At 36.7% G+C, this 25,581-nt stretch carries 23 protein-coding genes and 2 tRNA genes; 5 read left to right on the forward strand and 20 right to left on the reverse strand.

Going from position 1 to position 25,581, the window contains the following annotated elements; translation table 11 throughout:
- Positions 1-44: 44 nt before the first annotated feature.
- The 15 genes from rplL to tamL all read right to left on the reverse strand — a co-directional run bounded on the left by rplL (position 45) and on the right by tamL (position 11,142).
- Entirely contained in the window at positions 45-425 is a 381-nt protein-coding gene (rplL, locus tag K5G00_RS00375) for a 50S ribosomal protein L7/L12 (RefSeq protein WP_158863870.1), read from the reverse strand.
- A gap of 32 nt (positions 426-457) precedes the next feature.
- Positions 458-976 carry a 50S ribosomal protein L10 gene (rplJ, locus tag K5G00_RS00380; RefSeq protein ID WP_238763234.1) on the reverse strand — a complete coding sequence of 173 codons (519 nt, stop codon included), beginning with the start codon at positions 974-976 and terminating at the stop codon, positions 458-460.
- Positions 977-988: 12 nt separating this feature from the next.
- On the reverse strand, positions 989-1,684 hold the full coding sequence (gene rplA / locus K5G00_RS00385) for a 50S ribosomal protein L1 (RefSeq protein ID WP_158863874.1): 696 nt from the start codon (positions 1,682-1,684) through the stop codon (positions 989-991).
- A 14-nt stretch (positions 1,685-1,698) separates the two neighbouring features.
- Positions 1,699-2,142, reverse strand: a complete 444-nt coding sequence (gene rplK / locus K5G00_RS00390; RefSeq protein WP_238763236.1) for a 50S ribosomal protein L11 — start codon at positions 2,140-2,142, stop codon at positions 1,699-1,701.
- Between the two features lie 20 nt (positions 2,143-2,162).
- On the reverse strand, positions 2,163-2,711 hold the full coding sequence (gene nusG / locus K5G00_RS00395; RefSeq protein WP_158863878.1) for a transcription termination/antitermination protein NusG: 549 nt from the start codon (positions 2,709-2,711) through the stop codon (positions 2,163-2,165).
- Positions 2,712-2,731: 20 nt separating this feature from the next.
- Positions 2,732-2,923 carry a preprotein translocase subunit SecE gene (secE, locus tag K5G00_RS00400; protein WP_158863880.1) on the reverse strand — a complete coding sequence of 64 codons (192 nt, stop codon included), beginning with the start codon at positions 2,921-2,923 and terminating at the stop codon, positions 2,732-2,734.
- Between the two features lie 132 nt (positions 2,924-3,055).
- Positions 3,056-4,243 carry an elongation factor Tu gene (gene tuf, locus K5G00_RS00405; protein ID WP_238763238.1) on the reverse strand — a complete coding sequence of 396 codons (1,188 nt, stop codon included), beginning with the start codon at positions 4,241-4,243 and terminating at the stop codon, positions 3,056-3,058.
- A gap of 35 nt (positions 4,244-4,278) precedes the next feature.
- Positions 4,279-4,350 (reverse strand) — tRNA-Thr (locus tag K5G00_RS00410).
- Positions 4,351-4,411: 61 nt separating this feature from the next.
- Positions 4,412-4,484, reverse strand: a tRNA-Gly gene (locus tag K5G00_RS00415).
- A 256-nt stretch (positions 4,485-4,740) separates the two neighbouring features.
- On the reverse strand, positions 4,741-5,043 hold the full coding sequence (hpf, locus tag K5G00_RS00420) for a ribosome hibernation-promoting factor, HPF/YfiA family (protein WP_238763240.1): 303 nt from the start codon (positions 5,041-5,043) through the stop codon (positions 4,741-4,743).
- Between the two features lie 12 nt (positions 5,044-5,055).
- Positions 5,056-5,940, reverse strand: a complete 885-nt coding sequence (locus K5G00_RS00425; protein ID WP_238763242.1) for a tyrosine-type recombinase/integrase — start codon at positions 5,938-5,940, stop codon at positions 5,056-5,058.
- Between the two features lie 37 nt (positions 5,941-5,977).
- Complete coding sequence (gene rpsU / locus K5G00_RS00430; protein ID WP_158863888.1) at positions 5,978-6,169, reverse strand: 30S ribosomal protein S21; 192 nt, start codon at positions 6,167-6,169, stop codon at positions 5,978-5,980.
- A 118-nt stretch (positions 6,170-6,287) separates the two neighbouring features.
- Positions 6,288-7,142, reverse strand: coding sequence for a helix-hairpin-helix domain-containing protein (locus K5G00_RS00435; protein ID WP_238763244.1), 855 nt, complete (start codon positions 7,140-7,142; stop codon positions 6,288-6,290).
- Between the two features lie 175 nt (positions 7,143-7,317).
- The gene (locus tag K5G00_RS00440; protein ID WP_238763246.1) at positions 7,318-8,688 is read right to left on the reverse strand and encodes a sodium-dependent transporter; all 1,371 of its coding nucleotides are present in this window, start codon (positions 8,686-8,688) and stop codon (positions 7,318-7,320) included.
- A 123-nt stretch (positions 8,689-8,811) separates the two neighbouring features.
- Positions 8,812-11,142, reverse strand: coding sequence for a translocation and assembly module lipoprotein TamL (tamL, locus tag K5G00_RS00445; RefSeq protein ID WP_238763248.1), 2,331 nt, complete (start codon positions 11,140-11,142; stop codon positions 8,812-8,814).
- 90 nt (positions 11,143-11,232) lie between these two features.
- Here tamL and K5G00_RS00450 point away from each other — a divergent pair, with 90 nt between their 5' ends.
- Positions 11,233-12,024 (forward strand): TrmH family RNA methyltransferase, encoded by a 792-nt coding sequence (locus tag K5G00_RS00450; RefSeq protein WP_238763250.1) that lies wholly within the window; start codon positions 11,233-11,235, stop codon positions 12,022-12,024.
- Here the strand turns inward: K5G00_RS00450 and porT are convergent.
- The 3 genes from porT to K5G00_RS00465 all read right to left on the reverse strand — a co-directional run bounded on the left by porT (position 12,007) and on the right by K5G00_RS00465 (position 14,606).
- Entirely contained in the window at positions 12,007-12,768 is a 762-nt protein-coding gene (gene porT, locus K5G00_RS00455; protein WP_238763252.1) for a type IX secretion/gliding motility protein PorT/SprT, read from the reverse strand. The genes K5G00_RS00450 and porT overlap by 18 nt on opposite strands.
- A 66-nt stretch (positions 12,769-12,834) precedes the next feature.
- Positions 12,835-13,566 (reverse strand): bifunctional demethylmenaquinone methyltransferase/2-methoxy-6-polyprenyl-1,4-benzoquinol methylase UbiE, encoded by a 732-nt coding sequence (gene ubiE, locus K5G00_RS00460; protein ID WP_238763254.1) that lies wholly within the window; start codon positions 13,564-13,566, stop codon positions 12,835-12,837.
- Positions 13,566-14,606: an AIR synthase-related protein gene (locus tag K5G00_RS00465; RefSeq protein WP_238763256.1), complete on the reverse strand. Its 1,041-nt coding sequence runs from the start codon at positions 14,604-14,606 to the stop codon at positions 13,566-13,568. Before K5G00_RS00465 ends, ubiE begins: the two co-directional genes overlap by 1 nt.
- A gap of 111 nt (positions 14,607-14,717) precedes the next feature.
- Here K5G00_RS00465 and K5G00_RS00470 point away from each other — a divergent pair, with 111 nt between their 5' ends.
- The 4 genes from K5G00_RS00470 to K5G00_RS00485 are packed head-to-tail and all read left to right on the forward strand — an operon-like array spanning position 14,718 to position 18,018.
- On the forward strand, positions 14,718-15,476 hold the full coding sequence (locus K5G00_RS00470) for an SDR family oxidoreductase (protein ID WP_238763258.1): 759 nt from the start codon (positions 14,718-14,720) through the stop codon (positions 15,474-15,476).
- Positions 15,477-15,518: 42 nt separating this feature from the next.
- The gene (locus K5G00_RS00475; RefSeq protein WP_238763260.1) at positions 15,519-16,229 is read left to right on the forward strand and encodes a glycosyltransferase; all 711 of its coding nucleotides are present in this window, start codon (positions 15,519-15,521) and stop codon (positions 16,227-16,229) included.
- Positions 16,230-17,291 (forward strand): sensor histidine kinase, encoded by a 1,062-nt coding sequence (locus K5G00_RS00480; protein ID WP_238763262.1) that lies wholly within the window; start codon positions 16,230-16,232, stop codon positions 17,289-17,291.
- Position 17,292: 1 nt separating this feature from the next.
- The gene (locus K5G00_RS00485; RefSeq protein WP_238763264.1) at positions 17,293-18,018 is read left to right on the forward strand and encodes a LytR/AlgR family response regulator transcription factor; all 726 of its coding nucleotides are present in this window, start codon (positions 17,293-17,295) and stop codon (positions 18,016-18,018) included.
- On the opposite strand, the gene K5G00_RS00490 is transcribed toward K5G00_RS00485, so the two are convergent.
- Together K5G00_RS00490 and K5G00_RS00495 are read right to left on the reverse strand one after the other, a co-directional pair.
- On the reverse strand, positions 18,019-18,759 hold the full coding sequence (locus K5G00_RS00490; protein WP_238763266.1) for a nitroreductase family protein: 741 nt from the start codon (positions 18,757-18,759) through the stop codon (positions 18,019-18,021). It abuts the gene before it with no gap.
- Between the two features lie 69 nt (positions 18,760-18,828).
- Positions 18,829-25,212, reverse strand: coding sequence for a T9SS type A sorting domain-containing protein (locus K5G00_RS00495; RefSeq protein WP_238763267.1), 6,384 nt, complete (start codon positions 25,210-25,212; stop codon positions 18,829-18,831).
- Positions 25,213-25,581 lie beyond the last annotated feature (369 nt).

Raw genomic sequence — 25,581 nt, forward strand, 5'->3', positions numbered from 1 at the left:
AAGATTCTAAACCAGATAACCCTTTTAAAAAGGTCTTAATGCGATTATTTAACTTCAACTTCTGCTCCAGCTTCTTCCAATTGACTTTTCAAAGCTTCTGCTTCGTCTTTAGAAATCTTTTCTTTGATAGCTTTTGGAGCTTCATCTACTACTGCTTTAGCTTCTTTCAAACCTAATCCAGTAAGTTCTTTAACGAGCTTAACTACAGCCAGTTTAGACTGTCCGGCTGCTTTTAAAATAACATCAAATTCAGTTTGTTCTGCAGCAGCTTCACCTTCGCCGCCACCAGCTGCCGGACCTGCTACTGCAACTGCTGCAGCCGCTGGTTCGATACCATACTCATCTTTGAGAATTCCAGCTAATTCGTTAACCTCTTTAACAGTCAAGTTTACTAACTCTTCTGCAAGCTGTTTTAAATCTGCCATTTTATTACTTTTATTAAATTATTTCAAAAAAATTATTCTTTCTCTTTCAGTGTATCAAGAACACCGTGTATAATAGTACCACCCGACTGTAACTGTCCAAGAACAGTTTTCATTGGTGATTGTAACAGAGCAACAACATCTGCAATAAGCTCGTTTTTAGATTTAACTGCAATAAGTGCTTCCAATTGATCTGCTCCCACGTAAATTGATTCTTCAACATAAGCAGCCTTTAACACCGGCTTTTTATGCTTTTTACTAAAGTCTTTGATCAACTTGGCTGGCACGTTTGCATTTTCAGAAAACATTACTGTTGTATTGCCCTTAAGTGCATCGTAAATTTCTTCGGCGTTCTTAGCTGAACTTTCCAAAGCTTTACGTAGTAGTGTATTCTTAACAACAACCAGTTTTACTTCTTGTTTAAAACATTGTCTCCTTAAATCGCTGGTATTCTCAGCATTTAAACCACTAATGTCGGTCAGATAAAAATGGCTGTAAGAATCAATTTGTTCTTGTAAATTATTAATAATAACTTGTTTTTCTGAACTCTTCATTTTTACTCCTTTTTATTCTGCAATCGACTTGGGTTCTATTTGAATACCAGGGCTCATGGTACTGGAGAGATAAATACTTTTTACATAAGTACCTTTTGCGGCAACCGGTTTTAATTTCATGATGGTATTCATAAATTCAACGGCATTGTCTTTAATTTTATCTGCGGTAAATGAAACTTTACCAATAGTTGTATGAACAATACCAAATTTATCGACCTTGAAATCAATTTTACCTTGTTTTACTTCGCTGATTGCTTTACCAATTTCCATTGTTACGGTTCCGCTCTTTGGGTTAGGCATTAAGCCACGGGGGCCTAAAATACGTCCTAACTGTCCGACTTTTCCCATAACAGGAGGCATGGTAATGATAACATCAACATCCGTCCAACCGCCTTTAATCTTATCTACGTATTCATCTAATCCTACGAAATCAGCTCCGGCTTCTTTAGCTTCGTCCTCTTTATCAGGAGTTACCAAAGCCAGAACGCGAACTTCTTTTCCAGTTCCATGGGGTAAAGAAACTACGCCTCTAACCATCTGGTTAGCTTTCCTTGGATCAACTCCGAGTCTTACATCAATATCAACAGAGGCATCAAATTTTGTAAAGGTAATTTCCTTTACCAATTCCGACGCTTCTTCAATTGTGTAAGCTTTTCCTTTTTCGAGTTTCTCCTGAGAAGCTTTTTTATTTTTCGTAATTCTGCCCATCGTAAAAGATTTATTTAGTTATTGAATGGTGAAGCACCTTTTACAGTGATTCCCATACTTCTGGCAGTACCAGCAACCATTCTCATAGCTGATTCCACAGTAAAGCAATTCAGATCGACCATTTTGCCTTCGGCAATTTGTTTTACCTGTTCCCAGGTAACAGAACCAACTTTACTTACGTGTGGTTCTGCCGATCCTTTTTTAAGCTTTGCTACTTCGAGCAATTGAACTGCCACCGGAGGCTGTTTAATAATGAAGTCGAACGACTTGTCTGCATAAACCGTTATGATAACAGGGAGCACTTTACCTGCCTGATCCTGTGTTCTACCATTAAACTGTTTGCAGAACTGCATTATATTTACCCCTTTGGCACCCAATGCTGGCCCCACCGGTGGTGAAGGGTTAGCCGCACCACCTTTAATCTGTAATTTAATTAATCCAGCAATTTCTTTCGCCATAACAAAAAATTAAAGCGTTACTATTCCTTTTCCACTTGCATAAAGCTAAGCTCCAAAGGAGTTTTACGTCCAAAAATCTTCACCATTACCTGCAGCTTCTTTTTCTCTTCATTGATTTCCTCAATGGTTCCATTGAAGCCGTTGAATGGTCCGTCGATTACTTTTACAGTTTCTCCTACCACGTAAGGAATATTCAATTCCTCTCCGGTTTCAGCAAGTTCATCTACTCTTCCCAGAATTCGGTTAACCTCATTTTGCCGCATCGGAACCGGATCTCCACCTTTGGTGTCGCCAAGAAACCCGATAACATTTGGAAAATTCCTTAGTGTATGTGCAACTTCACCCACTAACGCAGCTTCGATTAAAACATATCCCGGGAAAAAGTTTCTTTCCTTACTGATTTTTTTACCGTTCCGGATTTGATAAACCTTTTCCGTAGGTATCAGAACCTGATCAACAAAACCCTTCAGATCTCCATTTGCGATTTCGTTTTCGATATATTCTTTTACCTTCTTCTCTTTACCACCTATAGCACGAAGAACATACCATTTTTTACTATTTTCGCTCATTTTATTCTAAGGATTTTTGATTAATAAAATAATCCATAAATAAAATCCATTATGTTTCTGAATGACAGATCCATAACGAAAATTACGAGTGATATAATTAAGGAAGCAACCATTACAACCAATGCGCTACTTTGTAGCTCTTTCCAAGTAGGCCATGTTACTTTATGTACCAATTCATCGTAGGCCTCTTGTAAATATACTTTTAGTTTCATTCTTCAGATTCTTTTTTGTACGGAAGGTAAGAATCGAACTTACTGTTTACAACCACTCCCCAACTGAGTATCAACCGTAAAGTAGTCCTGGGTTTTTGACCCAAGACTACTTCTGAATATATGTGTAATATATTATTCAATAATTTCAGTTACCTGACCAGCACCAACAGTACGTCCACCTTCGCGGATTGCAAAACGTAAACCTACATTAATAGCTACCGGGTAAATCAATTCAACCTCAATTGATACGTTATCACCAGGCATAACCATTTCACGACCTTCTTCCAAATGAATTTCTCCTGTTACATCAAGTGTACGTAGGTAGAATTGAGGACGGTATTTATTGTGGAACGGAGTGTGACGTCCACCTTCTTCTTTTTTCAATACATAAACCTCAGCTTTAAACCTAGTATGAGGTGTAATTGAACCAGGTTTTGCCAATATCTGTCCACGTTTGATTTCTTTTTTGTCAACACCACGAAGCAACAAACCTACGTTGTCACCAGCCTGACCGTCATCTAAAATTTTACGGAACATTTCAACTCCTGTACATACTGTTTTGCGGCCTTCAGCACCCAAACCAATCAACTGTAATTCATCACCTGTATGAATAACACCTGTTTCAATACGACCTGTAGCAACAGTACCACGACCAGTAATAGAGAATACGTCTTCAACTGGCATCAGGAATGGTTTGTCGATATCACGTGGAGGAAGCGGAATCCAGCTATCAACTGCATCCATCAACTCCATAATTTTATCTTCCCATTCTGCCTCACCGTTCATTGCACCTAATGCTGAACCTTGAATAACCGGAGTATTATCGCCGTCGAATTCATAGAAATCCAACAATTCACGAATTTCCATTTCAACCAGTTCCAAAAGTTCTTCATCATCAACCATATCCACTTTATTCATGAATACAACCAACTTAGGAACGTTTACCTGACGAGCCAAAAGGATGTGCTCACGAGTCTGAGGCATAGGACCATCAGTAGCAGCTACAACAATGATAGCACCGTCCATCTGAGCGGCACCAGTTACCATGTTCTTCACATAGTCGGCGTGTCCCGGACAGTCAACGTGCGCATAGTGACGAGTTGCTGTTTGATACTCAACGTGAGCAGTGTTAATAGTAATACCCCTTTCCTTTTCCTCAGGAGCATTATCGATTGAATCGAATGATTTAATTTCAGAAAGACCTTTCTTTGCCAAAACCATTGTAATGGCGGCGGTCAGGGTAGTTTTACCATGATCAACGTGGCCGATTGTACCAATATTGACATGTTCTTTGTCCCTATTAAAATGTTCTTTAGCCATAACTGCAATTTTTAATTATTTTTCTAAATCAATTGAGCCGAAGACGAGAATTGAACTCGTGACCTCATCCTTACCAAGGATGCGCTCTACCCCTGAGCTACTCCGGCATTAATACATAAAGAGACGGGAGCTAAAAATATTATTTATAACTCCAATCTCCTAAATATGAGCGGGAGACGGGATTCAAACCCGCGACCCTTAGCTTGGAAGGCTAATGCTCTATCAGCTGAGCTACTCCCGCAATCATTATTTTGCAAAAATGCCGTGCAAAATTACATAATTTCTCGAAACTACAAACAAATAAAAATAATTTACCAAAAATAAAATCAATTTTTTGCTGTCCTTTCAAAAATGAGCCGATTTTTAAAATCGTAAAACTCCCATCTACAAAAGCAAACTACTTTAATTTCAGCAGTTTCTGGAACGCCCCCAAAAGGGTTTGCAAATGTAAAAATATTATTTTAAAAAACTAAAAATAAAAACAGCAATTTTTCAAATTATTTATTTTTGAGTTTTTCCTTATATTTTGTCAACTGTTTACGTATAGCATCCACTACTAAATCAGTAGCTTCTTCGAAGGTATCTGCCTGTTTTTTTGCAAATAAATATCCGTTGGAAGGGATCGAAAGTTTTAACTCAGAAATTTTATTATTAGAAACCTCGGGTTTCAAAACTTTGAGTGTAACCTCAGCACTAATGATTCCATCAAAAAAAGTATCCAACTTGCTTACTTTTTTATTAATAAAATCCACCAACTTTTTATCTGGTGAAAGATGTACTGAATTAATTTTTACTTCCATAATAAAACGTTTTTAACCCCTTGGATGGGCTTGTTTATAAATATCGTGCAGCTTTTCAAAGGTTGTATGCGTGTAAACCTGTGTAGCTGCCAAATTCGCATGTCCTAACAATTCTTTTACAGCGTTCAAATCCGCACCTTTATTTAACAAATGAGTTGCATATGTATGTCGTAATACATGCGGACTTTTTTTCTCTAACGAAGTAACTTTTTCGAGGTTACTTTTAACCACCCTGTAAATCAACTTTTCGTAAACTGGTTTCCCCTTCTCTGTTACCAATAGGCATTCCGGCGAAAATCCAATTGTTTCATTTCTAATTTCTATGTACTGAAAAAAAAGGTTGTTTATACTCCGTGGATAAGGAATTATTCTTTCCTTCTGCCGTTTTCCCAAAACTTTAATTAAATATCCTCTTGTATCAAAATCAGAATCTTTAAGATGTAGAAGTTCAGCTAACCTTATTCCTGTGCCGTATAACAAAGTTATTATCAGCTTATCCCTCACACCTCTGAAATCGTAAGTAAAAAAACCGTCATCTAAAAGATGATGCAGATTATTTTCCTCCAAAAAATTGGGTAATTTTTTTCTAATCTTTGGAAGTGGCAAATTAACAGCCGGATTAGCAACAACAACCTGTTCCTTCATTAAATACTTGAAGAAGATTTTAACAGTGGTAACTTTTCTGCTTACAGAACGAGGAGCTGTATTTTTTCCCATTAACGAAACAATCCAGCTCCTTACCAATTTCGAATCGACCCTATTAACATCAAATTCCCCGACCACTTCTGTGCAAAACAACACAAATTGATCGAGGTCATTTTTATATGCAGTAACAGTATGAGGAGAATATCTCTTCTCATACTTCAGATAGTTAATAAACGATTCCTGATAGTTCATTAATCTCCTTCACAATTAACCAGGAACCACTAAATAATTAGTCTTCCTGACGCTGTAACCCTTGCACGTAGATAGCCTTTTTCAACTCTTCCCTTCTTTTTACCGAAGGTTTTGTATACTTCTGACGATCGCGTAACTCTTTGATCACACCCGTTTTTTCAAACTTTCTTTTGAACCTTTTTAAAGCTCTTTCAATATTTTCGCCTTCTTTTACCGGAATAATTATCATATCCTTTTCGGTTTACATTTTTTAAAATCGAGGCGCAAATTTAGAAATTATTCACTGTTTATCAAATTTAAAGGAAAAAAATAATAATTCCTATGTAATAAATTTGATTTAAATCTTTTTAACGACAGCTTAAATAGGGACTTACCTTTATAAATGTTACAGAATCAATAAGATTCATTAAAAATAAATCCTCAACTGATTTAAGCGTCCCATTCGTTGTTCTGTAATTAATAATCGTTTGAACCTGCTTTTTGTTCAAGTAGGGGTGCCTCAACAAATCAGAAAAATCGGCGAAGTTTAGCCGAATTTGATTAATTGCGGAACTGTCGACGGAAATATTGTTAGCCAAAGTTTCATAGGTTTCTTCCGGGAAATTGTAAACCTCAAGCAATTGTTCCTTTCTGTAAAAACCACCCAACAAATTGCGGTACTTCACTATACGAGAAGCAAACACCGGCCCGACTCCACTCAATCTGACTAATTCGGTTGAATCGGCACTGTTTAGTTCAACAACGAATACAGGAGATGACTGTTGAAAACTTGTCGCTTCGTTTTCTTCAACCAAATTCAAATTTTCGGTTTCATGTTTACTCGTTGTATTTGGGATATACTTTTTGGCTACCTGTTCTGTTTTCGGAACAATAATATAATCTTTAATAACAGAATAGATACTATCGTTCATCCCATAAATTTTTCTGAAATCAGAAATTCGTTTAATTTTTCCTCCTGCATTTCTATAGTTAACAAGATTTCTTTTTACATAAGTTGGCAATAAAAGCGAATCAAGCAATTTTTCAGAAATCGTATTTGGATTAAATAGAAAAAGCGATAGTGTATTTTCTGTGTCTATTTGACTGTTTTCCCATTCTTCCAGTGCCATCTCAAATTCCGCAATATCTGTATTGTTTTTTGGAGGGAAATAGTCAATAATAATACTTATAATGACACCTGTGAGAATCAATATACTTAGCACTATTATTCCGTTTCGATCTTTTTTGGAGAAATCAAAATAAGATTTAAGCCATTTGTTTGAGAATTTACTCATCTTACAATAAGCGTAGGTTATTCGAAAAATAGTAATTATTCTTCTAAATACCTATTCAGAATATGGCAAATAACTATTTAAATGAATGGGAAAAAGGACAAATTTAGAACCTCAATAAACCTACTTTATTCAGCATAACAATTGCAATGGCAATCGGAGCTATAAATTTTACCAAAAACAAAAATGCTGACAAAAATATTCCAGATAAGCTCCCACCTTTGGAAACCTCTTCTTTCACTTTCTTTCTTCCCAAAAACCAACCTACAAACAATGCAATAAACAATCCACCTATTGGCAAAAGAAGATTTGCAGATATCCAGTCCATTAAATCGAATATGTTTAGACCAAAAAATGTATATGGAGAAAGAACCCCCATTGACAAGGAACAAAGAATACCGAGTATTGAGATAAGTATCGTGGCCAAAATTGTTGAAGCCTTTCTTCCCATATTAAATTCTTCTTTAAAGTAGGCTACCACAACTTCCAAAATTGAAATAGCCGACGTGAGAGCAGCCACAGAAAGAAGAACAAAAAACAAAATTGAAAAAATATATCCGCCAGGCATTTGGTGAAACACGTTGGGTAGCGTAATGAAAATCAATCCTGGTCCTTCACTTGGCTCAATTCCAAAAGCAAAAACGGCAGGGAAAATGGCAACCCCAGCTAGAATAGCAATTACAGTATCGGCAACCGTAACATTTATAACTGTATTCACCAGGTTATTATCATTTTTAATATAAGAACCATAAGTAATTAACGTTCCCATACCAAGACTCAATGTAAAAAAAGCATGCCCCAGTGCACTTAAAATACCGTCTCCTGTTAGTTTTGAAAAATCGGGTTTAAACAAAAATAAAAGCCCTGCTTTGGCTCCCTCAAGAGATACTGCTTTTATGCATAAGAAGATTAATATTACAACAAGAATGGGCATTAAAATTTTAGTGTATTTTTCAATACCTTTTTTAATCCCGATAATTACAATTGCACCTGTTAACAACATAAAGAAAAGTTGCAATAATACTGGTTTTATCGGAGATTCAATTAAGGTAGTAAAAAGTGAAGATATTTCGTCGGGCGTTTTATTTGAGAATCCGTTTTCCAGCGACAAAACAATATACTGAACACTCCAACCTGCTACGACACCGTAAAACGACAAAATCAGAAATGCAGCGCTTACACCCAAAATCCCAATGTAGCGCCAGGGTGTTCCCGGAGCTAAAACTTTAAACGCACCAAAGGCATTTCTTCTGGACCCACGACCTATAATTAACTCAGAGAGCATTACCGGCAACCCTATGGCAACAATAAAAGCCAAATAAACAAACAAGAATGCAGCGCCTCCATAAATCCCGGCTATGTATGGAAATTTCCAGATATTCCCCAATCCAACGGCTGATCCAGCAGCAGCTGCAATTACACCAAACTTAGAACCAAATGAATCGCGTAATTGTAACTGTTTATTATTTTCCGACATAACCTAACTATTAAAATGAAATAAAAAGGCGGACTATTTTCATAATCCAAAATTTAAAGTCCCAAAAATGCAAAAAATTTTATTCCTGAAACAGTGTAACGCATATTGTTTTTAAAAAGATTATCAAAATGGATAACCAATAGCAAATGAAAGGTTAAAATCGTCAGCTTTGTACGATCTGTTGCCAATAATCCAACCATCAGTAAAACGATCAGAAGGTTGCCGTAATTTCATCCCCAAATCCAGTCGGAAAATAAAATAATTAAAATCGAATCGTAAACCGGTTCCTGTCCCAAAAGCCAGTTGTTTATAGAATTTATCAAACTCAAAAAGGGCACCCTCTCTGTTATCCTTTTTATTTATGGCCCAAATATTACCTGCATCCAAAAATAAAGCCCCTTCTATAAAGCTAATCAATTTAAAACGGTATTCAAGGTTAGCTTCCAGTTTAATATCTGAAGATTGGTTGGGATATGTATCTTTAGATGCCTTGTATGTACCTGGCCCAAGCGAACGCACTTGCCAGGCCCTAATCCCGTTTGCACCACCGGTAAAATATTTCTTTTCAAAGGGCAAAACATCAAAATTTCCGTAGGGAACGCCTGCCCCTAAAAAGGCTCTTGCAACCAAAGTATTATATTTGTCAATTGTATAGCCGTACCGAAACTCAACATCAGACTTGACATACTGAGCAAAACGTGTACTAAAAATCCGATAATATTCGCTTGTTCCTACCCCAAAAGTATCCACCACCTGCACTTTGGGCTGATTGGTTAAAGATGATGCAAGGCTTAAAAGGTTCCCGGCAGATTCAACATTTAATTTCAAATAACTATACCCTTTACTCGAATTTAAACCCTGAGTATTATAAGTAAAAGAATAGTTGGATGCAAGAATGAGATGGTCCGTAAAACTACTTTTGATATACAAATCCTCTATGTTTGCAATAAATTCAGGATCGAACTGGTATAAATTGACCATATTAAAATCGAGCAGGTTCAAGGTTTGCCTGAATGTTTCAGATCTCATCCATTCGTAGCCAAACTTAACATTCGCTATTGTTCTTGTGTATTCCGGCCTTCGCTGAAAATTATATCCCAACGTAAAAACAGTCTTTGGCATAAAACTTTTAAAAGATCCAATAATATTCCCCGGACCTAAAAGTCTGGGAATTGTTATATTGGACTCAACTCCTACTTCACGTGTATTAAAATATTCCGACTCTCTGTTTGCAAGCCTTTCCATCGCACCTCGTAATTTTATATTCAACACTTCCGCACCGTGGAACAAGTTACGGTGCTGATAATTTATATTACCTGCAATCCCCATGTTACCAGATGTATTTGTGCCTTCAATATCAAAAGATGTAGATTGTTTACTTAAAGGAGCTAAACGAATAAAACAATCAAGCAAATTGGTATCTTTTTCCATTTGAGGCTCTTGAAACTGAATATCAATAAAGCGAAATTGCCGAAGACGATTAAATGAATTGAAAGTGCTTTCAACATCTGAAATACTATAGCGATCTCCTTTTTTCATTTGCAAGGACCTCTCAAACAACAACGGTTTGTATTTTATTTGATTATTTCTATAAACGGTGAAGTTATCCGTCCAAAGTGTATCAGTAAATGAATTTAACTGCTGGACATCATTCAAAGGTGCGGTACCCGGCAATACTGAAACATAAAAGTTATTAAAAAAATAGGGAGTGAAAACTTTTGCTGAATCATCGGAGCTATTGCGGTTATCGCCAACATATAAATCGAGTACAATCTCCTTTTCAAACCTACTGCTGTCGGCAAGGTAACTAACATCTTCTTTTGCAAAATAATAATATCCGTTATTTCTAAACAAGTCAACGATTGAAGACCTCTGCTTATCAAGCATATAATAATCAAAAGCAGTACCTGGTTTTATGTGTGTCCTGGAGCTATCACTCATAAAAAGCCTACGCAATTCAATATTGCTAAAATGATAATTGATATCCCGGATTCGGTAGATTTCTCCTGTTTCAAGCGAGTAAGTTACGTTGGCTTTTTGTTTTTTATCATTGTATTCAACGTTCTGGTCTACACTTGCATGAAAATATCCTCTGTTATTTAAATATTGCTTTAATTGTCCTTCTGACTGAATAGCCAAAGCCTCATTATAAATCTGTGGCGGCTCCCCAATACGTTTTAGCCATCCATCACTTTTTTCTTTTGAAGAGAGATTATAAAGCCATAGATGAAATTTTGCAAATCCAAGAATCTTATAATTTTCCTTTTGCCTGACATAAGCTTTTGCTTCATCCTTGTTTATTTCGGCATTATCAACCTCTACTTCAACTTTATTTAACAAGTAACTATTTTCGGGAACGAACTTAACCGGTGAACATGCCAATAAAAAAATACCTGCAATCACTGCTATTGCAAGTCGATATCCCAGTTTTTTAAGATTCTCGCGTCTGTTCATCCAATTGTTTTATTTCCCAAAAATAATGAAGTGTTTTATTAAGAAACAGTAACTTTACTACTAATATTTCAACACAATACAATTTTTTAGATGATTAGTAAAAATACGATTAAACTTATTCATTCACTTTCACAAAAAAAATACCGAAAAAAAGAGAATTTATTCCTGGTTGAAGGAGATAAAAATGTTTTGGATGTTATCCAATCAAAAATAAATATTATACATCTATTTGCAACACAATCGTTTATTACCAGCAATAAAATTAATTCAAATCACGCTCAAGAAGTAACAGAAGCAGACACTGCGGAAATTAAAAAAGCCAGTTTTCAAAAAAGTCCTCAAAATTGTATTGCTCTGTGTGAAATTCCACCCCAAAATAAACTACCAGGAAAACTGGAAAATAATTTATCGCTTTTTCTTGATGGTATTCAGGATCCGGGGAATTTAGGCACAATACTCAGAATAAGTGACTGGTTTGGCATTGAATACATTTTTTGCTCGCCCGATACAGCAGATATTTTTAACCCAAAAGTTGTTCAGTCAAGTATGGGATCAATCTGCAGAACGCAAGTTATTTACAGCCCGTTTGAAAAAATATATAGTTTGGCGAAAAGTTCAAATATAAAAATTACAGGGACTTTTTTGGAAGGAGAAAACATTTACGCAGAAATGCTCCCGGAAAGAACACTTCTAATTATGGGCAATGAAGGAAACGGGATAAGAAAAGAAAATGAATATGGAGTTGATAAAAAAATTATGATTCCTCATTTTGCAATCAATAATAATAAAGCAGAATCATTAAATGTTGCAGTAGCTACCGGAATAGTTTGTAGCGAATTCAGACGTCAGCAGTTAGCCGGAATGTTATTCGAAATGAAATGAAAGTGTAAAGATATTTGATCGCAGTGATTTTATTGATTGCGAATAATATTGCCGTTGAGTATCAGCCGGAGGCGGACCAAGTTGGTTGTTTAACCCCAAGCTAACTTTTGCTTCAATGGAAAACCGGAAGAAAGTAAAATAATGATCCCATCCTACCCCCATTTCGGCGTATAAACCGCCACTTTTTAAGCTGACTAAATCTTCCTCCGCTGTTCTTGAAATATCTTGCCGGTAGGCACCGCCAAAAATCACATAAGGCCTGTCGTTATTTATTCTGCGGGCTTTATATTTTATAAGCAAAGGAAAATCGAGATAGGTTGATTTGACGGAGTAGTAGGTCATCGGCTGATCGTTATAAATATCCCACACGTCGATATTGTACGTCAACTTTCTCTCACCAAAAGATAAGCCTGGCAGAAACCTGAGATTAAAATCGCGGCCTAACCGTAAACTGGAAACAATCCCTACCGTAAAACCGGGAACAACTTCAGCAACATCGGAGCGAACCGGTCTGGTACCGGTTATCTGTGGATTATCGAGCTGCCAGATTTTCGGTTCAAAACCGGGATTATCGCCAATCGACCTATAATTCACAACGGCAAAGTCAAGTGTATTAACTCCAAGTGTAAAGCCAAAATGAACCAACTTATCGTCAAAAGTAGTTAGAAAATTTACTTTTTGCTGTTGCGAGAAACCGAAACAAGCAAACAGGATAAATAATATGAAAATGATAAATTTCTTCACTGATTTAATTAACTACTTTTTCTTTTGAAAAGAACAACGAAATGCACAATTTATTGTATTCCTTTGTTAATTCTTTACTTTAAACGATTGATAAATCGTTGCGATTCCAAAAGTTTGCGGAAAAGCTTTTGCATCATTAAAACCAACCTTATTTAATATCATGAGAAAATTATCGCCATCGGGAAATTCATTTACCGATTCCGGCAAATATGTATATGCCCGGTTATCTTTCGAAACAATTTTCCCCAACGCCGGTAAAATCTTAGTGAAATAAAAATAATAAATCTCTTTAAATGGTGACTTGCGCGGTTTTGAAAATTCCAATACAACAAACGCACCGCCTGGTTTCAGCACCCTGCTTATTTCTCGTAAACCCCTTTCAAGGTTTTCAAAGTTGCGAACACCAAAACCTACTAATGCAGCATCAAAAGTATTATCCGAAAAGGGAAGATTTTCAGAGTCGGCTTTAATAAATTCAATACGTTGAGTAAGATTTTTTTTTTGAATCTTTTTTCTGCCAACCTCCAACATTCCTTCAGAAATGTCGATACCGGTAACCTTTGAATTTTTAATTTTAGTGGCTTCTACTGCAAAGTCACCAGTTCCGGTTGCAATATCAATAATCATATTCGGGTTGGATGAACGAAGCCTGTTAACCGCCTTCTTCCGCCAAATTTTATCGATATTTGCTGACAGCAGATGATTTAAAAGATCATACTTTGGAGAGATATTATCAAACATCTCCTCAACCTGCACTTTTTTCCCCTGATCTGAATCTTTATAAGGAAGAGCTGCCATTAAACACCAGTGGTCATTTTATCAATAAATCCAAGAGAAATGTCGTCTACTCTGATTTCACCTTTTGTTACATGGCCAAGAGTAAAAAACGGAATTTTAAATTCAGTTAAAACGTCTACAAAATCGTCTTCTTTCTCAGAATCCACATCCACTAAAATTCTCCCCATTGACTCTCCAAAAAGAAAAGAATCCAATCTAATCTCTGCGTCTGTAGTTATGTCAAACCCAAGTCCGTTAGGTATTGCAGAGCGAAGCAAAGTAAAGAAAAGTCCGCCTTTACCAATCGGACTTGCACTTTGTATTAAATCCTTTTCATGTAATTTTCTAAGCGCATTTTGAATCTTCAACTCATTATCTATATTAAAAGAAGGAAGCGGAGAATTTACTATTCCGTGATAAAATTCAAGATATTCAGATGAGCCGACATCATCTACCGAACGGCCAATCATAAAAATATTGTTGCCTTTTTTATCAAATTTATGCGACGTTATCTGCTCACGTTTTTCAATTGCCCCCATCATACTAACAATAATCGTTGGGGGAACCGGGCCGTGTTCTGAGAAATGATCAAATCTTATTTTCCTATCCGAGATTTTGAGGTTGAACTTTTGAGCTGCATTCTCCAACCCCTTTTTTGCCCCCGATGCAATAAACTGCCCATTCGGATCAGCAAAATCGATATGGTACAAAAATGCGCTTATTGCAATTGGAGTTGCACCAAAACATAACATCTTACGTGCCGCCCTGGAAACCAAAATTTCTGTTGCAATTTGCGGATCATTTTCCAAATGATGATGAAACGCATGTGTACTCATCGCCATACAAGTTCCCGAAGCATCAATATCAAACAACCCTGTTTCGTCAGTATCACTATCTCCAATCGAATCGGGAGAGATATTCATCTCACTAAAATCATTAAAATAATTTATCGAAGACAAATTTGGATTAACCATTAAGGAAAAAATAACATCCTCAATATTTTCTGGTTCCGGAATGGAATCAATAGTAAATTCCTTTTCTTTTTCAACAATCTCATTCATACAGCTCAGTTATTACATAATTCAGCAAAGCAAAGGTAATTAAGTACACGATTTTTCCATAAAAATAGAGCTTTTTTTTAATTTCGGGGATAATTAGAATATAGGAAGAATATGAAAAGAACAGCATTAATAACCGGAGCAACAGCTGGAATCGGAGAAGAAACAGCGAGACTTTTGTCAAAAAACGACTTTAATCTAATCCTCACAGGCCGCCGGAAAGAAAAACTAAAAAAGCTGGCAGATGAAATAACACGCAACTCAGAATGCAAAGTTCATATACTGGTTTTTGACATAAGAAACCGGGAGAAGACGACGGATGCCTTTAAAAGCTTACCAAAAGAATGGATGAACATTGACGTGCTTATAAATAATGCCGGGTTGGCTGCTGGACTGAGTACTGTCCAGGAAGGGTTAGTTGACGATTGGGAACAAATGATCGATACAAACATCAAGGGATTGCTATATATTACCAGACTTATTGCACCAAAAATGACAGAGAGAAATTCAGGGCATATTGTAAATATCTCCTCAATTGCCGGAAAAGAAACCTACCCAATGGGAAATGTATACTGCGCAACCAAACATGCCGTTCAGTCGCTTACACAGGGAATGAGACTTGATATGCTAAAACACGGCATCAAAGTAAGTTCAGTTTCACCCGGCGCTGTTGAAACTGAATTTTCGCTCGTCCGGTTTAAAGGAGACAAGGAAAAGGCAGATAAGGTTTATGAAGGGTTTACGCCACTTTTTGCAAAGGATATTGCTGAAACTATACTTTTTATTCTCACCCGTCCGGCACATGTAAACATAGATGATATTCTCGTTATGCCGACAGCACAGGCGTTCAGCCGTGAATTTTACAGAAAATAAACACATAAATTGTGCTACCTTTGTATTCCAGAAAAATAAAAAATGTCAGAAGCTATTGTCATAACTCCGGTAAAAGATTCGCTGGAAACAACAAAAAAAACCATTGAAGCCATTTCAAAAGCAAAAGGAGATTTTGAATATTTTGTTTTTAATGATTTTAGTAAACCCGAAACAAAATCATATTTGGAAAAAATAAGGACCAAACTAGGTTTTGAACTAATTCATCTGGAAGATGTCACTTCTACTCCTTCGCCAAACTATAAACTGGTGCTTCAAATGGCGCAGAAAAAGGCTTTGGAAAATAATAGTCCTCTAATTATCGTTGAATCAGACGTTGTAATTCAAAAAAACACTTTAGACGACTTAATAAAACTCTCCGGGAAACACGAAAAAACTGGTCTTTTCGGAGCCATAACCGTTGACCAATCAGGAAAGTATAATTTCCCCTATACCTTTGAGAAAAAGAAAAGTAATCATATAGTTGACACTTCGCACAGTTTAAGTTTCTGTTGTACACTCATTTCAACACCTCTGCTTGAAAGATTCGATTTTCAAAATCTTTCGCAAAATAAGGACTGGTTTGACGTGTTTATAAGCCGACAATCAAAAAAACTTGGTTTCAAAAACTACCTGGCTAAAGGATTAGAGGTTTTACACCTTCCTCATTCGAGCCGTCCATGGAAGAATCTCAAATATACGAACCCGGTTTTATATTATCTGAAAAAAATAATTAACAAACGCGACCGAATATAGATGCCAAGGACTGTGTTATATAACCGACTAAAAATTGGAGGCCATGTTATCTTTTGGCTGGCCAGCATTGCATTAATGCTTTCATTCTTCTATTTTAACGAAAAACGTGTTCATTTTGACCTTGTAACCCTGGCAAAAGCTCTGATTACCAATATTGGATTTGCAGTTGCGGTTTATGTCAATTTATATTTCCTAATTCCTAAATTCTTAAAAGAGAAGAATTATATTTTCTACATTTTCTGGCTCATTATTCTTCTCACGCTTTCGAGTCTAATTATCCAATTTTTACTCCTTTTTCCTTTAAGAAATGCTTTAAACTTTAAAGAGCGCTTTACATCATTCGACGTAAATCTGCACTCAGCTTACTTTTTTGCATCTATGATTTATGTGGCGGTTACTTCCTTTCTTAAATTTATAAAAGAGTGGTTTTCACTCCAGGATTTAAACTTTAAACTGGCGAAAATAGAGCAACAAAAACTGGAAGCTGAATTAAAAACATTAAAAGGCCAGTTGAATCCGCATTTTCTCTTTAATTCTCTTAATAATATTTATTCACTAGCGTTAGTAAAATCGGATAAAGTACCTGATTTGATTCTTCAACTGTCTGATTTAATGCGACATATAATTTATGAATCCAAAGAAAAATATATCTCCCTGGAAAAAGAAATAGAATTTGTAAATAATTTTATCACCCTTCAAAAAATCAGGGTTCCCGAAAATATACAAATCAAGTATAAAATAGAAGGAAAAATACCATCATCAAAAATCGCACCTTTACTATTCGAACCATTTATTGACAATGCTTTTAAACATGGATTGCCAGGAAATGAAGGAGAGGACTTTATTGAAATTAAATTTAATTTTGAAAAAGAAGGCATTTTGGATTTTGCTATTTCCAACAATTTTGAAGAAAGGGAAAACTGGAACCGAAAGAACTCCGGAATCGGAATCAGTAATGTAAAACAAAGACTAAAATTGTTATATCATCAAAACGACTATTCATTAACAACAAAAAAAGAAAATCAGATATTCTCAGTACACCTTCAACTAAAACTTAAATAAAATGGAAATTAAGGCACTAATAATCGATGATGAACCATTGGCGCAGAATGTTATCAAACAATATGCGAAAAAGCTTCCCTCCCTAAAAATTGAAGGAACTTGTAATGATGCAATCTGTGCTCATCAAGCATTACAGGAAAAAGAGATTGACCTTATTTTCTTGGATATAAATATGCCGAAGCTTTCAGGAATTTCATTTTTACGTAACTTAAAAGATGCTCCGCTCGTGATTTTCACCACTGCATACTCGGAATATGCTTTGGAAGGTTTTGAACTCGATGCTATTGACTACCTGAAAAAACCATTCTCTTTTGACCGTTTTTGTAAATCTATTTTTAAGGCTGAAGAACTGTTGCAACTGAAACGGGAAGCAGCGAGTTCTCATCACATTGAAAAAAAGGACAACAACGATTTTCTATTTATAAAATCGAATAAAAAGACCATCAAGGTTAACTATACTGATATTCTGTACATAGAGGGTTTGGGAGACTATATTCGAATCCATTTAACCGACCAAAAAATAGTCACCAACCTTTCCATGAAAAAAATAATTGAACTGCTCCCTGAAAAACAATTTTACAGAACGCATAAATCATTTATCATTTCATTATCAAAAATAGATTTGGTTGAAGGGAACATGGTCGTTATCAACAAAACAAAACTTCCAATCGGGAATAGCTACCGACAAGAGTTCTTAAACTATATAAATACATTTCTTGCTGAATAATTAGCCCCAGAATCCCTGCAGCTTCAAAAAGCCCAGCATCTTCTCCGAAAAGAATTCATTATCAGCCTTTTTATAGCGAATATCCGTAAAAACCTGCGCTAATGTCTCTTTTTTATTCTCTTTGATAAATTGTATTGACGTTTCTAAGTTCTCTTTAAATGAATAGAGCTCATCAATCATTTCCTTTGGATAATCCTCATATTTCTCGTTATGTAAAATACCTTCAAGAGGAATACGATCTGTTAAACCCGGTTGCTCATCGGGGTATCCCAATGCAACTGTAGTAACCGGAAACGTCAATTTAGGTAATTCCAATACTTCACTAATCTCCTGTGCATTATAAGTTGTTGTACCAAGATAACAAATCCCCAGTCCTTTGTTCTCAGCTGCAATACAAACATTTTGAGCAAACAGCAAAGCATCAATAGCAGCAGTAAAAAACGACAAAAAATTATTGTAGCCGGGTTGTGCATCCCGATACTCACACCATTTTACAAAACGATTAAAATCCGCTATAAATGTTAAAAGCACAGGAGCTTGTTTTGCAACAGGCTGATTAAAATGAAAAGGAGCAAGCTTCTCCTTTTGAGTTTTATCCTTAGTAAGCACAACACTGTACAATTGCATATTTCCTGTAGTAGATGCCCTTGTGCCAGAGTAAATAATCGATTTTAAAAGTTCATCCTCAATAGCATTTTCTTTGAACTTTCTAATTGTAACATGTTTGTTTAACAATTCCATTTTTTCTTTTCTATATAAAATAAAAAAGGGAAGCTAAAAGCTTCCCCTTTTTAATCAATCAATTCGGTATTACCTTTTAATCATCGTTTTGGTTTGAGTATTTCCTTCTTCAGTAAACATTCTGATTAAGTAAACACCGCTTACCAATTTAGCAGTACGGATTTCATGACTTGGATATTCAATATCCATAACTCTTTGACCGGCAATATTACTAATAATTACTCTCGTCAATTTATCGTTATTGTCTATAGTAATCCTGTCATCAAATGGATTAGGATAAACCTTAAATTCTATAGTTCCTCCAGTAATAGGTCCTTCTATACCAGTCTCAGTAAGATCAACTACGTCATCTTCCATTCTTGGTTCAATATAGAAAGCATCGCTCATTCCGTTCACGATACCTGTTACATCGTAGAAGTGACCTTCAACCGGTACAGACATGTACAACACAGTATCAACTGTAACAACAATTGTTTCTTCTGTGTACGCAGTCCATATTCCTGTTTCAGAATCAGCAGCGTTCGCACGAACACCATGTACATATACCAATACACTTTCGTACATTTCATCAGCTACATCTTCCGGTAACACTTCAATAGCTTCAACAGTTAATGTGGCAGCTACTACCTCAACAGTAGCATCAGTAATGGCAGTTACTCCATCTACTTCAGCAACAAGACCTGTAACAGCAACACCATCACCAACAGCGACAACGCTATCAGAAACAATTAAAATACCACTCCAAGCAGCGTTATCATCCTGTACGTAGAATTCTCCGTCACCAATAGCAGAAACAGTACCCGAAATTTTAACAACTTCGTCAACATATTCTGAAGCAGCTGCTTCGCTCTGTACCTCAGCTATTGTCATTTCACAAATTGCTTCGACCATTTCTACAACTTCACATCCGTGACTGTCTACAATTTTAACTTCTGAAACTCCGGACGCCAAAGTAGCAGTCATTCCTTCCATCGCGACATCGTTTACATACAATGTGTACGGTGCTGAACCTCCATCAGGTACAACTTCGATTGGTGTTTCACAATCAACTGTTTCACCGATAGTTAAGTCATCGATTTCAAGTTCAGATGTAACTGGGTCGAACGTGAATATACTTTCTTCAGATTCACATCCATAATCGTCTTGAACTTTAACAGAATAATGGTGATCGTCTGTACCTTCTCCATCAAATTCGAAAATATCGTTAACATCAACTGAACCTAAGAACCATTCAGCATCTGTTCCTTCGTTGTAAACGATCCATTCATCATCATCATCTCCGTCCAATATCTCCTGATAAAGAACGCGATATTCACGACCTTCTTCACCTGTCACACTGATACTAACAGCTGGCATATCATCTCCGTAACAATATTTACGATCCATTGCCACCTCAATAGAGTCCGGGCTGTCGATGTATCTTTCAACTTCAGTTCTACAGTCGTTATTATCTAAAGCAACAACTTTATAAGTATGACCAGCTTGTACTACGTGAGATGGATTATCGGTCCAGTTACGAACCAAAGCTCCGTCACGGTATACTTGGTATTCAAATGGAGCTACCCCTCCACTTACAGTAATTATATCAACAATTCCTGATAAATCATTATGACAAACAAATGCGTCTTGCTGAACAACAAGGTCAATCTTGAACTCTTCAGGTTGTCCTACATATATACTGTCAATGAAAGTCGGACATCCAGATGCATCAATTGCATATACAGCGTATTTATTAACAGCTGGATCTATTTCGCTCGCACTTTTAAGAGCTGACGATTCGTTTTTATTATTGTAATAACCAGTTGTACTAGCTAAAAGACCTTCTAACATATAAGCGCCTTCTTGCATTGTATAGTCATCCGGAGAATAAAGCGTATCAACAACTGTAGTTCCGTCCCATGCCAAACCTACAACATTAAAACTCCATGGTCCGCCATTTCCACCTTCAACATCATAAACGGTGATTGTACCTGACGGTTCGTTGAAACAATCAGCTGCTTCTGACCATACGTCTTCAGCTACAACCGGAATCAGGTCTGCACCAACGCTCACACGGTGTTGATCCATTTCTTCACCTTGTAAATTCAACTCACCACCTACAACATCACAACCATTTGCATCTTTAACCCACGCAATATACGTTCCTGCAGGAATATCAGTAAATACAGGGCTCAACTGCCATACATCAGCTTCTGAATCCGGCATATTCTGGTAAGGATGTTCCGGATCCGGAGTTACCTGAGATTTGGTATAAGCAAACATATAAGGCTCGGTACCTCCTGTTACATGAATCTCGAATGATGCAGTGCTGTCGCTTAAACAAACGATATCAGTTAACAATTCGGTATCAGTAATCATCAAACTATCAGGTTGACGTATTTGCCATGATTCTGCAGCCTGACATTTAGATAATGTATAACCGGCATCGTCACGTATATACAAAGTATGATGTCCATACGCCAAAGTATCGAAAGTAAACTCAGTAGCAAAACTATCTTGTCCGTTAATATCTAACGGTAACCAATTATCTTCATCAACAGCTGGATTTTCTGAATTAACCAATTGGAACTGATAACCTTCAGTACCATTTCCTCCTTCAACATTAGTAATAATGAATTTACCGTTGTTTTTTCCATAACAAGTTACGTCTTCTACGTCAACAGTATAAGTAAATGGTGATGCTTCACTGATTACAACAGTAAATGAGTCGATACATGCTGTTGTTTTGATTTCAGGATCTTCTGAATCCCATACCTGACCAGGAACATTCTGAACATATACCCAATGCGTTCCGAACCCAACACCGTCAAATGTATACACGCTGTCGTTATTAGCATCGGACATCCAGTTTCCGTCATTTAATTTATATTCATAATCCATTCCGGCCCATCCACCTGCGTTAACAGTTACTTCAATAGAACCATCTTCTTCTTCACAGTCGCTTGGGTCTGTTGGCATAGCAGTAACATCCCAAACATCCGGCTCTTCAATGGTTACGATAGCAGGACCAAAAGCGCAACTTTCATCAGCAGCATAAACATATATTTCATATTCGCCAGCAGCAACCTGGAAAGTTCTCTGATTTACATCATCAGGGAAAGTATATGTTCCGTAGCTTGTACCTTCTGAGTCTGTGTTGTTAATAACAACCCGGTAGCTTTTTCCGTCTTCTTCATAATCAGGATCTGAACCACCTACTCCATAAGTACCACCAGTTCCACCAGCAATTATAATCGTAATTTCGCCATCTTCTTCACCAGCACAACTTACATACAGTGAATCAAATGTCACAACAAGTGGGTCGGGTGTTTCCACAACTACAATTACCTCGTCTGCCGGACATTCATGAGTATCTGTTACCGATACAGTATACGTACCAGCTTCCAGCCCTGTAAATAACGGAGTAGTTTGTTCAACATCGTCAGCCAAATTACCTCCAGACAAAGTATAAGTATATGTTTCATTTCCTCCGGTTACATAGTCTGCCAGGTCAATTTCACCATCAGCAGCTTCGTAACAGGAAACAGGTGTTACATCATAATCGCTAATCGCAATTTCTTCATAACCTGTAACTTCAATTTCGTATGGTCCGGCTATTGTACCACATGAGTCTATTACTCCAATATAGTATTTGCCTTTTTGCAACTGAATAGTTACTGTACTATCGTTAGCAGCATCTTCATTATAGAAATCATTCCATAAAATTGTAGCACCTGTGTTAAATATATTGTTATTTTTTACTGCATATTTATACCGGGTACCATCAGCGAAAGGACTTCCACCAGTCATTTTTAAGGTAACTTGTCCGTCCCACCACGTATAGCAAGTAGCGTTTTCCTGAGTTTGTTCTACTAACTCAAGTTCTTCGCCTTCTTCTATCGTAATCATTACCGGCTCGGAAGCACACATTTCAGGATCTTCTACTACTATATAATAAGTACCTGCTCCAAATTTATCAGGAGTAGCCTCAAAACCAGCATTTTCAGGTACAAATGTTGCAGCACCTGTCATATCTTCATTGTCAGCAATATAGTAGGTATATTCGTGAGTATCGTAATATTCATGAGCTTCCTGATCGATAACTACAGTCAACTCTTCTGTACCTGCGTTACAATAGATGTAATTGTCATCATCTTCATCGTAAACACTAATAAGAATCTGATCTACAGAATCTACAGCAAAAGGCTCGCTTGTAATGATACATCCTAAAGAGTCTTTTACTCTTATCACGTGCATATCTTCATCTTCTCCTTCTGTTACAGCAAAATTAGGATTCGTTACCCAATCAGGAGAGTTATCTAATGCATATTCATAATAAGGCTCTCCATTTGCATCATGGAATGGCCAACCACCACCAGCAAAAACAGTAGCATTACCATCATTTCCTCCAGGACATGACGGAGAAACGATTCTACCAACATTAGCATCTAAACCAACAGCTGGTTCAGTTACCGAAACAGGCTGAGATATAACGCATGCGTCAGGATTATCGGCATCCATTACATATACTGTAGTATCGCACGCTGGTAAATCTTCAAAAACAGGAGATGTTTGCCAGTCAGAAGCTACTAATGGATCAGCATCCGGTTCCAAACTGAACAGGTAGTTATCTGCGCCGCTGTAACTATAAACTGTAATTTTCCCTGTATATGATCCTTTACAAACAACCGCATCAACTTTTACGTCGTAAGAAATCTCTTCAGGATCCATTAAAGGAACAATATTTTTATTCAGGTTGCTTTCGTTTTTATAATCGAACTCGCAACCGTCAGCATTTGTTAATACAACGCTGTAATAGTTTGGCGCTAAATTTTCTACAATACCACCTACTACATCATCACTTCCCAGAGAATTACCTTGCGGATCGAAAACCTCAAAAGTATATCCCGAAAGATCAGCTTCGGTTAAAGTATCGTTTCCTGCCGGATCAACCATCCAAACATAATCTACCCAAATGGCTCCGTCAGGAGTTTCATCATTACATGCAACATCGTCATAGTCAACATGGAATGCTGTTTCATAAGGTTCAGTAACAGTAAGCGATATCGTTTGGATACAAGCACTGTCCATCACAGTAACAACATAAGGACCAGCAGTTAATTCGTCAGCCAATACCAAACCATTACTAGAAACCGGCACATTCTGGATTGGTCCGCCATTCACAGAAACTTTGTAAAAATCTGGTCCGGCATTTTCATCCTCAAAAGGAATCCCACCACTTAAAGTGCTTATTTCGATAACGCCATCGTTTCCTCCGTTACAAGTAACATTATTTTCAACATATGCATTAGCACCAATTGGAAAAGGTTCGAAAATCGTGGCTAGCTCCCAAGATTCATCAATTGTTTCATTGTCATTGAAATCAAACAAATCAACACAACCATTATCATCCTGGACAGCAATAAAATACATCCCTGCCGGACGTTGAATTTTTGGTGTGTTAAATGTATAAGGTTCCAAAACGGTTTCATCTCCACCACCAACTACATATGCTAAACCAACTTCCATTATCTCCTCCTGTGGAATAACAATATAACTATAATTGCCGCTTCCGCCATCAACATTTACAAACTGTATCGCACCGTTACCACCATTACAAGCGGCAGGAGTTTCAACATATTCAAAAGTTACTGGTTCAGGATCTGCAATAGTATAATGCTTAACCAATGATACACAACCGTTCTCATCTTTTACGACCACATAGTTGTCTCCGGGAGCAGAATTACCTACATTCTCAGCAGAAAAATCTGCTTCAGCCATAGAATTAAAGGCGTATTCAAAACCTGCAGGCTCAACAGTAACATTTACCGGATCGCCAGAACACATTGATTCAGCGTCGGGTGTTACAGTAATAGTTCTTAAATCCTGAGTTACCGAAACAGTTAAATCTCCGTCAGTGTAAGCACCTGTTAAAACTTGTTCTGAACCTCCTGCAGCATAAAGATATTCGCTTTTTGCTTCAACCCATTCCAATGTTGTGGCAAAATCAAAAGCTGTATTGTACCCGAAATTCCTTACTTTGAATTGGAGTAAACCTATAACAGTTGTTTCTTTACCATTAATAAGATGCGTTGCATCATTAGGAATATCGGTTGGAGTTGTCGACGACCAGGTAAACTTCAATGTATCTACACTGGTACCTGCGATTTTTTCAACCATCAAACCTGAAAGTTGCGTAGACACATCCGTGTCTAATGTAAAATCAACAAAATCGAAAATGTCACCCTGATAAGTCAGGTACACTTCCATTTCCTTAATTTTTACGAAATCGCGTACTGAAACTTCAACGTCATAAAGGTTATCCAGACTATAACAAGCCGTGACCCCTTGTTCCGCATAAGTTTCCAGTGTTGTCTGAGGTTCGCCGTCTACCGCCATAACCCCACGAGGTGTCAGTAATACCAACATCCCCAACAGCACTGTACTAATAAGCTGAGTAAATGTTTTTCTCATAGCATTTCTTTTTAAAATTGAACTTAATTGATTGATTGTGATTTAATTTATTTAATTCTTTATATCAATTCCACACCAATAGTGTCTTTTTCGTTTTTTACTAAACTCTACAAACGTATAAAATTTATCAGCAATGTACAAACTAAATGTTGCATAAAATAGAATATTTTAACACCTGTTATACATAGCCCTTTCATTAAAGAACATTAAGGTTTGAACGATTTTAAGTGCTACTTTAATTCAAGGTCAGCCTAATTTTTAATAATTCTACAATTTTAAATTTATTTTTTGAATTTTCTGCAATAAATTCTTTTTTTTTTCGCTATTACATCAAAGTTTAAGCGCTGATTTCATATTTTTTAATTGTAA

Source organism: Maribellus maritimus (assembly GCF_022267315.1).
GTDB lineage: Bacteria > Bacteroidota > Bacteroidia > Bacteroidales > Prolixibacteraceae > Draconibacterium > Draconibacterium maritimum.

Excerpts from the sequence above, each read along its gene's own strand:
- rplK (WP_238763236.1), bottom strand. The coding sequence starts at position 2,142 with ATGGCGAAAGAAATTGCTGGATTAATTAAATTACAGATTAAAGGTGGT.
- rplA (WP_158863874.1), bottom strand. The coding sequence starts at position 1,684 with ATGGGCAGAATTACGAAAAATAAAAAAGCTTCTCAGGAGAAACTCGAA.
- nusG (WP_158863878.1), bottom strand. The coding sequence starts at position 2,711 with ATGAGCGAAAATAGTAAAAAATGGTATGTTCTTCGTGCTATAGGTGGT.
- K5G00_RS00465 (WP_238763256.1), bottom strand. The coding sequence starts at position 14,606 with ATGAATGAGATTGTTGAAAAAGAAAAGGAATTTACTATTGATTCCATT.
- K5G00_RS00440 (WP_238763246.1), bottom strand. The coding sequence starts at position 8,688 with ATGTCGGAAAATAATAAACAGTTACAATTACGCGATTCATTTGGTTCT.
- K5G00_RS00485 (WP_238763264.1), top strand. The coding sequence starts at position 17,293 with ATGGAAATTAAGGCACTAATAATCGATGATGAACCATTGGCGCAGAAT.
- secE (WP_158863880.1), bottom strand. The coding sequence starts at position 2,923 with ATGAAACTAAAAGTATATTTACAAGAGGCCTACGATGAATTGGTACAT.
- K5G00_RS00425 (WP_238763242.1), bottom strand. The coding sequence starts at position 5,940 with ATGAACTATCAGGAATCGTTTATTAACTATCTGAAGTATGAGAAGAGA.
- K5G00_RS00480 (WP_238763262.1), top strand. The coding sequence starts at position 16,230 with ATGCCAAGGACTGTGTTATATAACCGACTAAAAATTGGAGGCCATGTT.
- K5G00_RS00450 (WP_238763250.1), top strand. The coding sequence starts at position 11,233 with ATGATTAGTAAAAATACGATTAAACTTATTCATTCACTTTCACAAAAA.
- tuf (WP_238763238.1), bottom strand. The coding sequence starts at position 4,243 with ATGGCTAAAGAACATTTTAATAGGGACAAAGAACATGTCAATATTGGT.
- ubiE (WP_238763254.1), bottom strand. The coding sequence starts at position 13,566 with ATGGCAGCTCTTCCTTATAAAGATTCAGATCAGGGGAAAAAAGTGCAG.
- tamL (WP_238763248.1), bottom strand. The coding sequence starts at position 11,142 with ATGAACAGACGCGAGAATCTTAAAAAACTGGGATATCGACTTGCAATA.
- K5G00_RS00475 (WP_238763260.1), top strand. The coding sequence starts at position 15,519 with ATGTCAGAAGCTATTGTCATAACTCCGGTAAAAGATTCGCTGGAAACA.
- rplJ (WP_238763234.1), bottom strand. The coding sequence starts at position 976 with ATGAAGAGTTCAGAAAAACAAGTTATTATTAATAATTTACAAGAACAA.
- rpsU (WP_158863888.1), bottom strand. The coding sequence starts at position 6,169 with ATGATAATTATTCCGGTAAAAGAAGGCGAAAATATTGAAAGAGCTTTA.
- rplL (WP_158863870.1), bottom strand. The coding sequence starts at position 425 with ATGGCAGATTTAAAACAGCTTGCAGAAGAGTTAGTAAACTTGACTGTT.
- K5G00_RS00490 (WP_238763266.1), bottom strand. The coding sequence starts at position 18,759 with ATGGAATTGTTAAACAAACATGTTACAATTAGAAAGTTCAAAGAAAAT.
- hpf (WP_238763240.1), bottom strand. The coding sequence starts at position 5,043 with ATGGAAGTAAAAATTAATTCAGTACATCTTTCACCAGATAAAAAGTTG.
- K5G00_RS00470 (WP_238763258.1), top strand. The coding sequence starts at position 14,718 with ATGAAAAGAACAGCATTAATAACCGGAGCAACAGCTGGAATCGGAGAA.
- K5G00_RS00495 (WP_238763267.1), bottom strand. The coding sequence starts at position 25,212 with ATGAGAAAAACATTTACTCAGCTTATTAGTACAGTGCTGTTGGGGATG.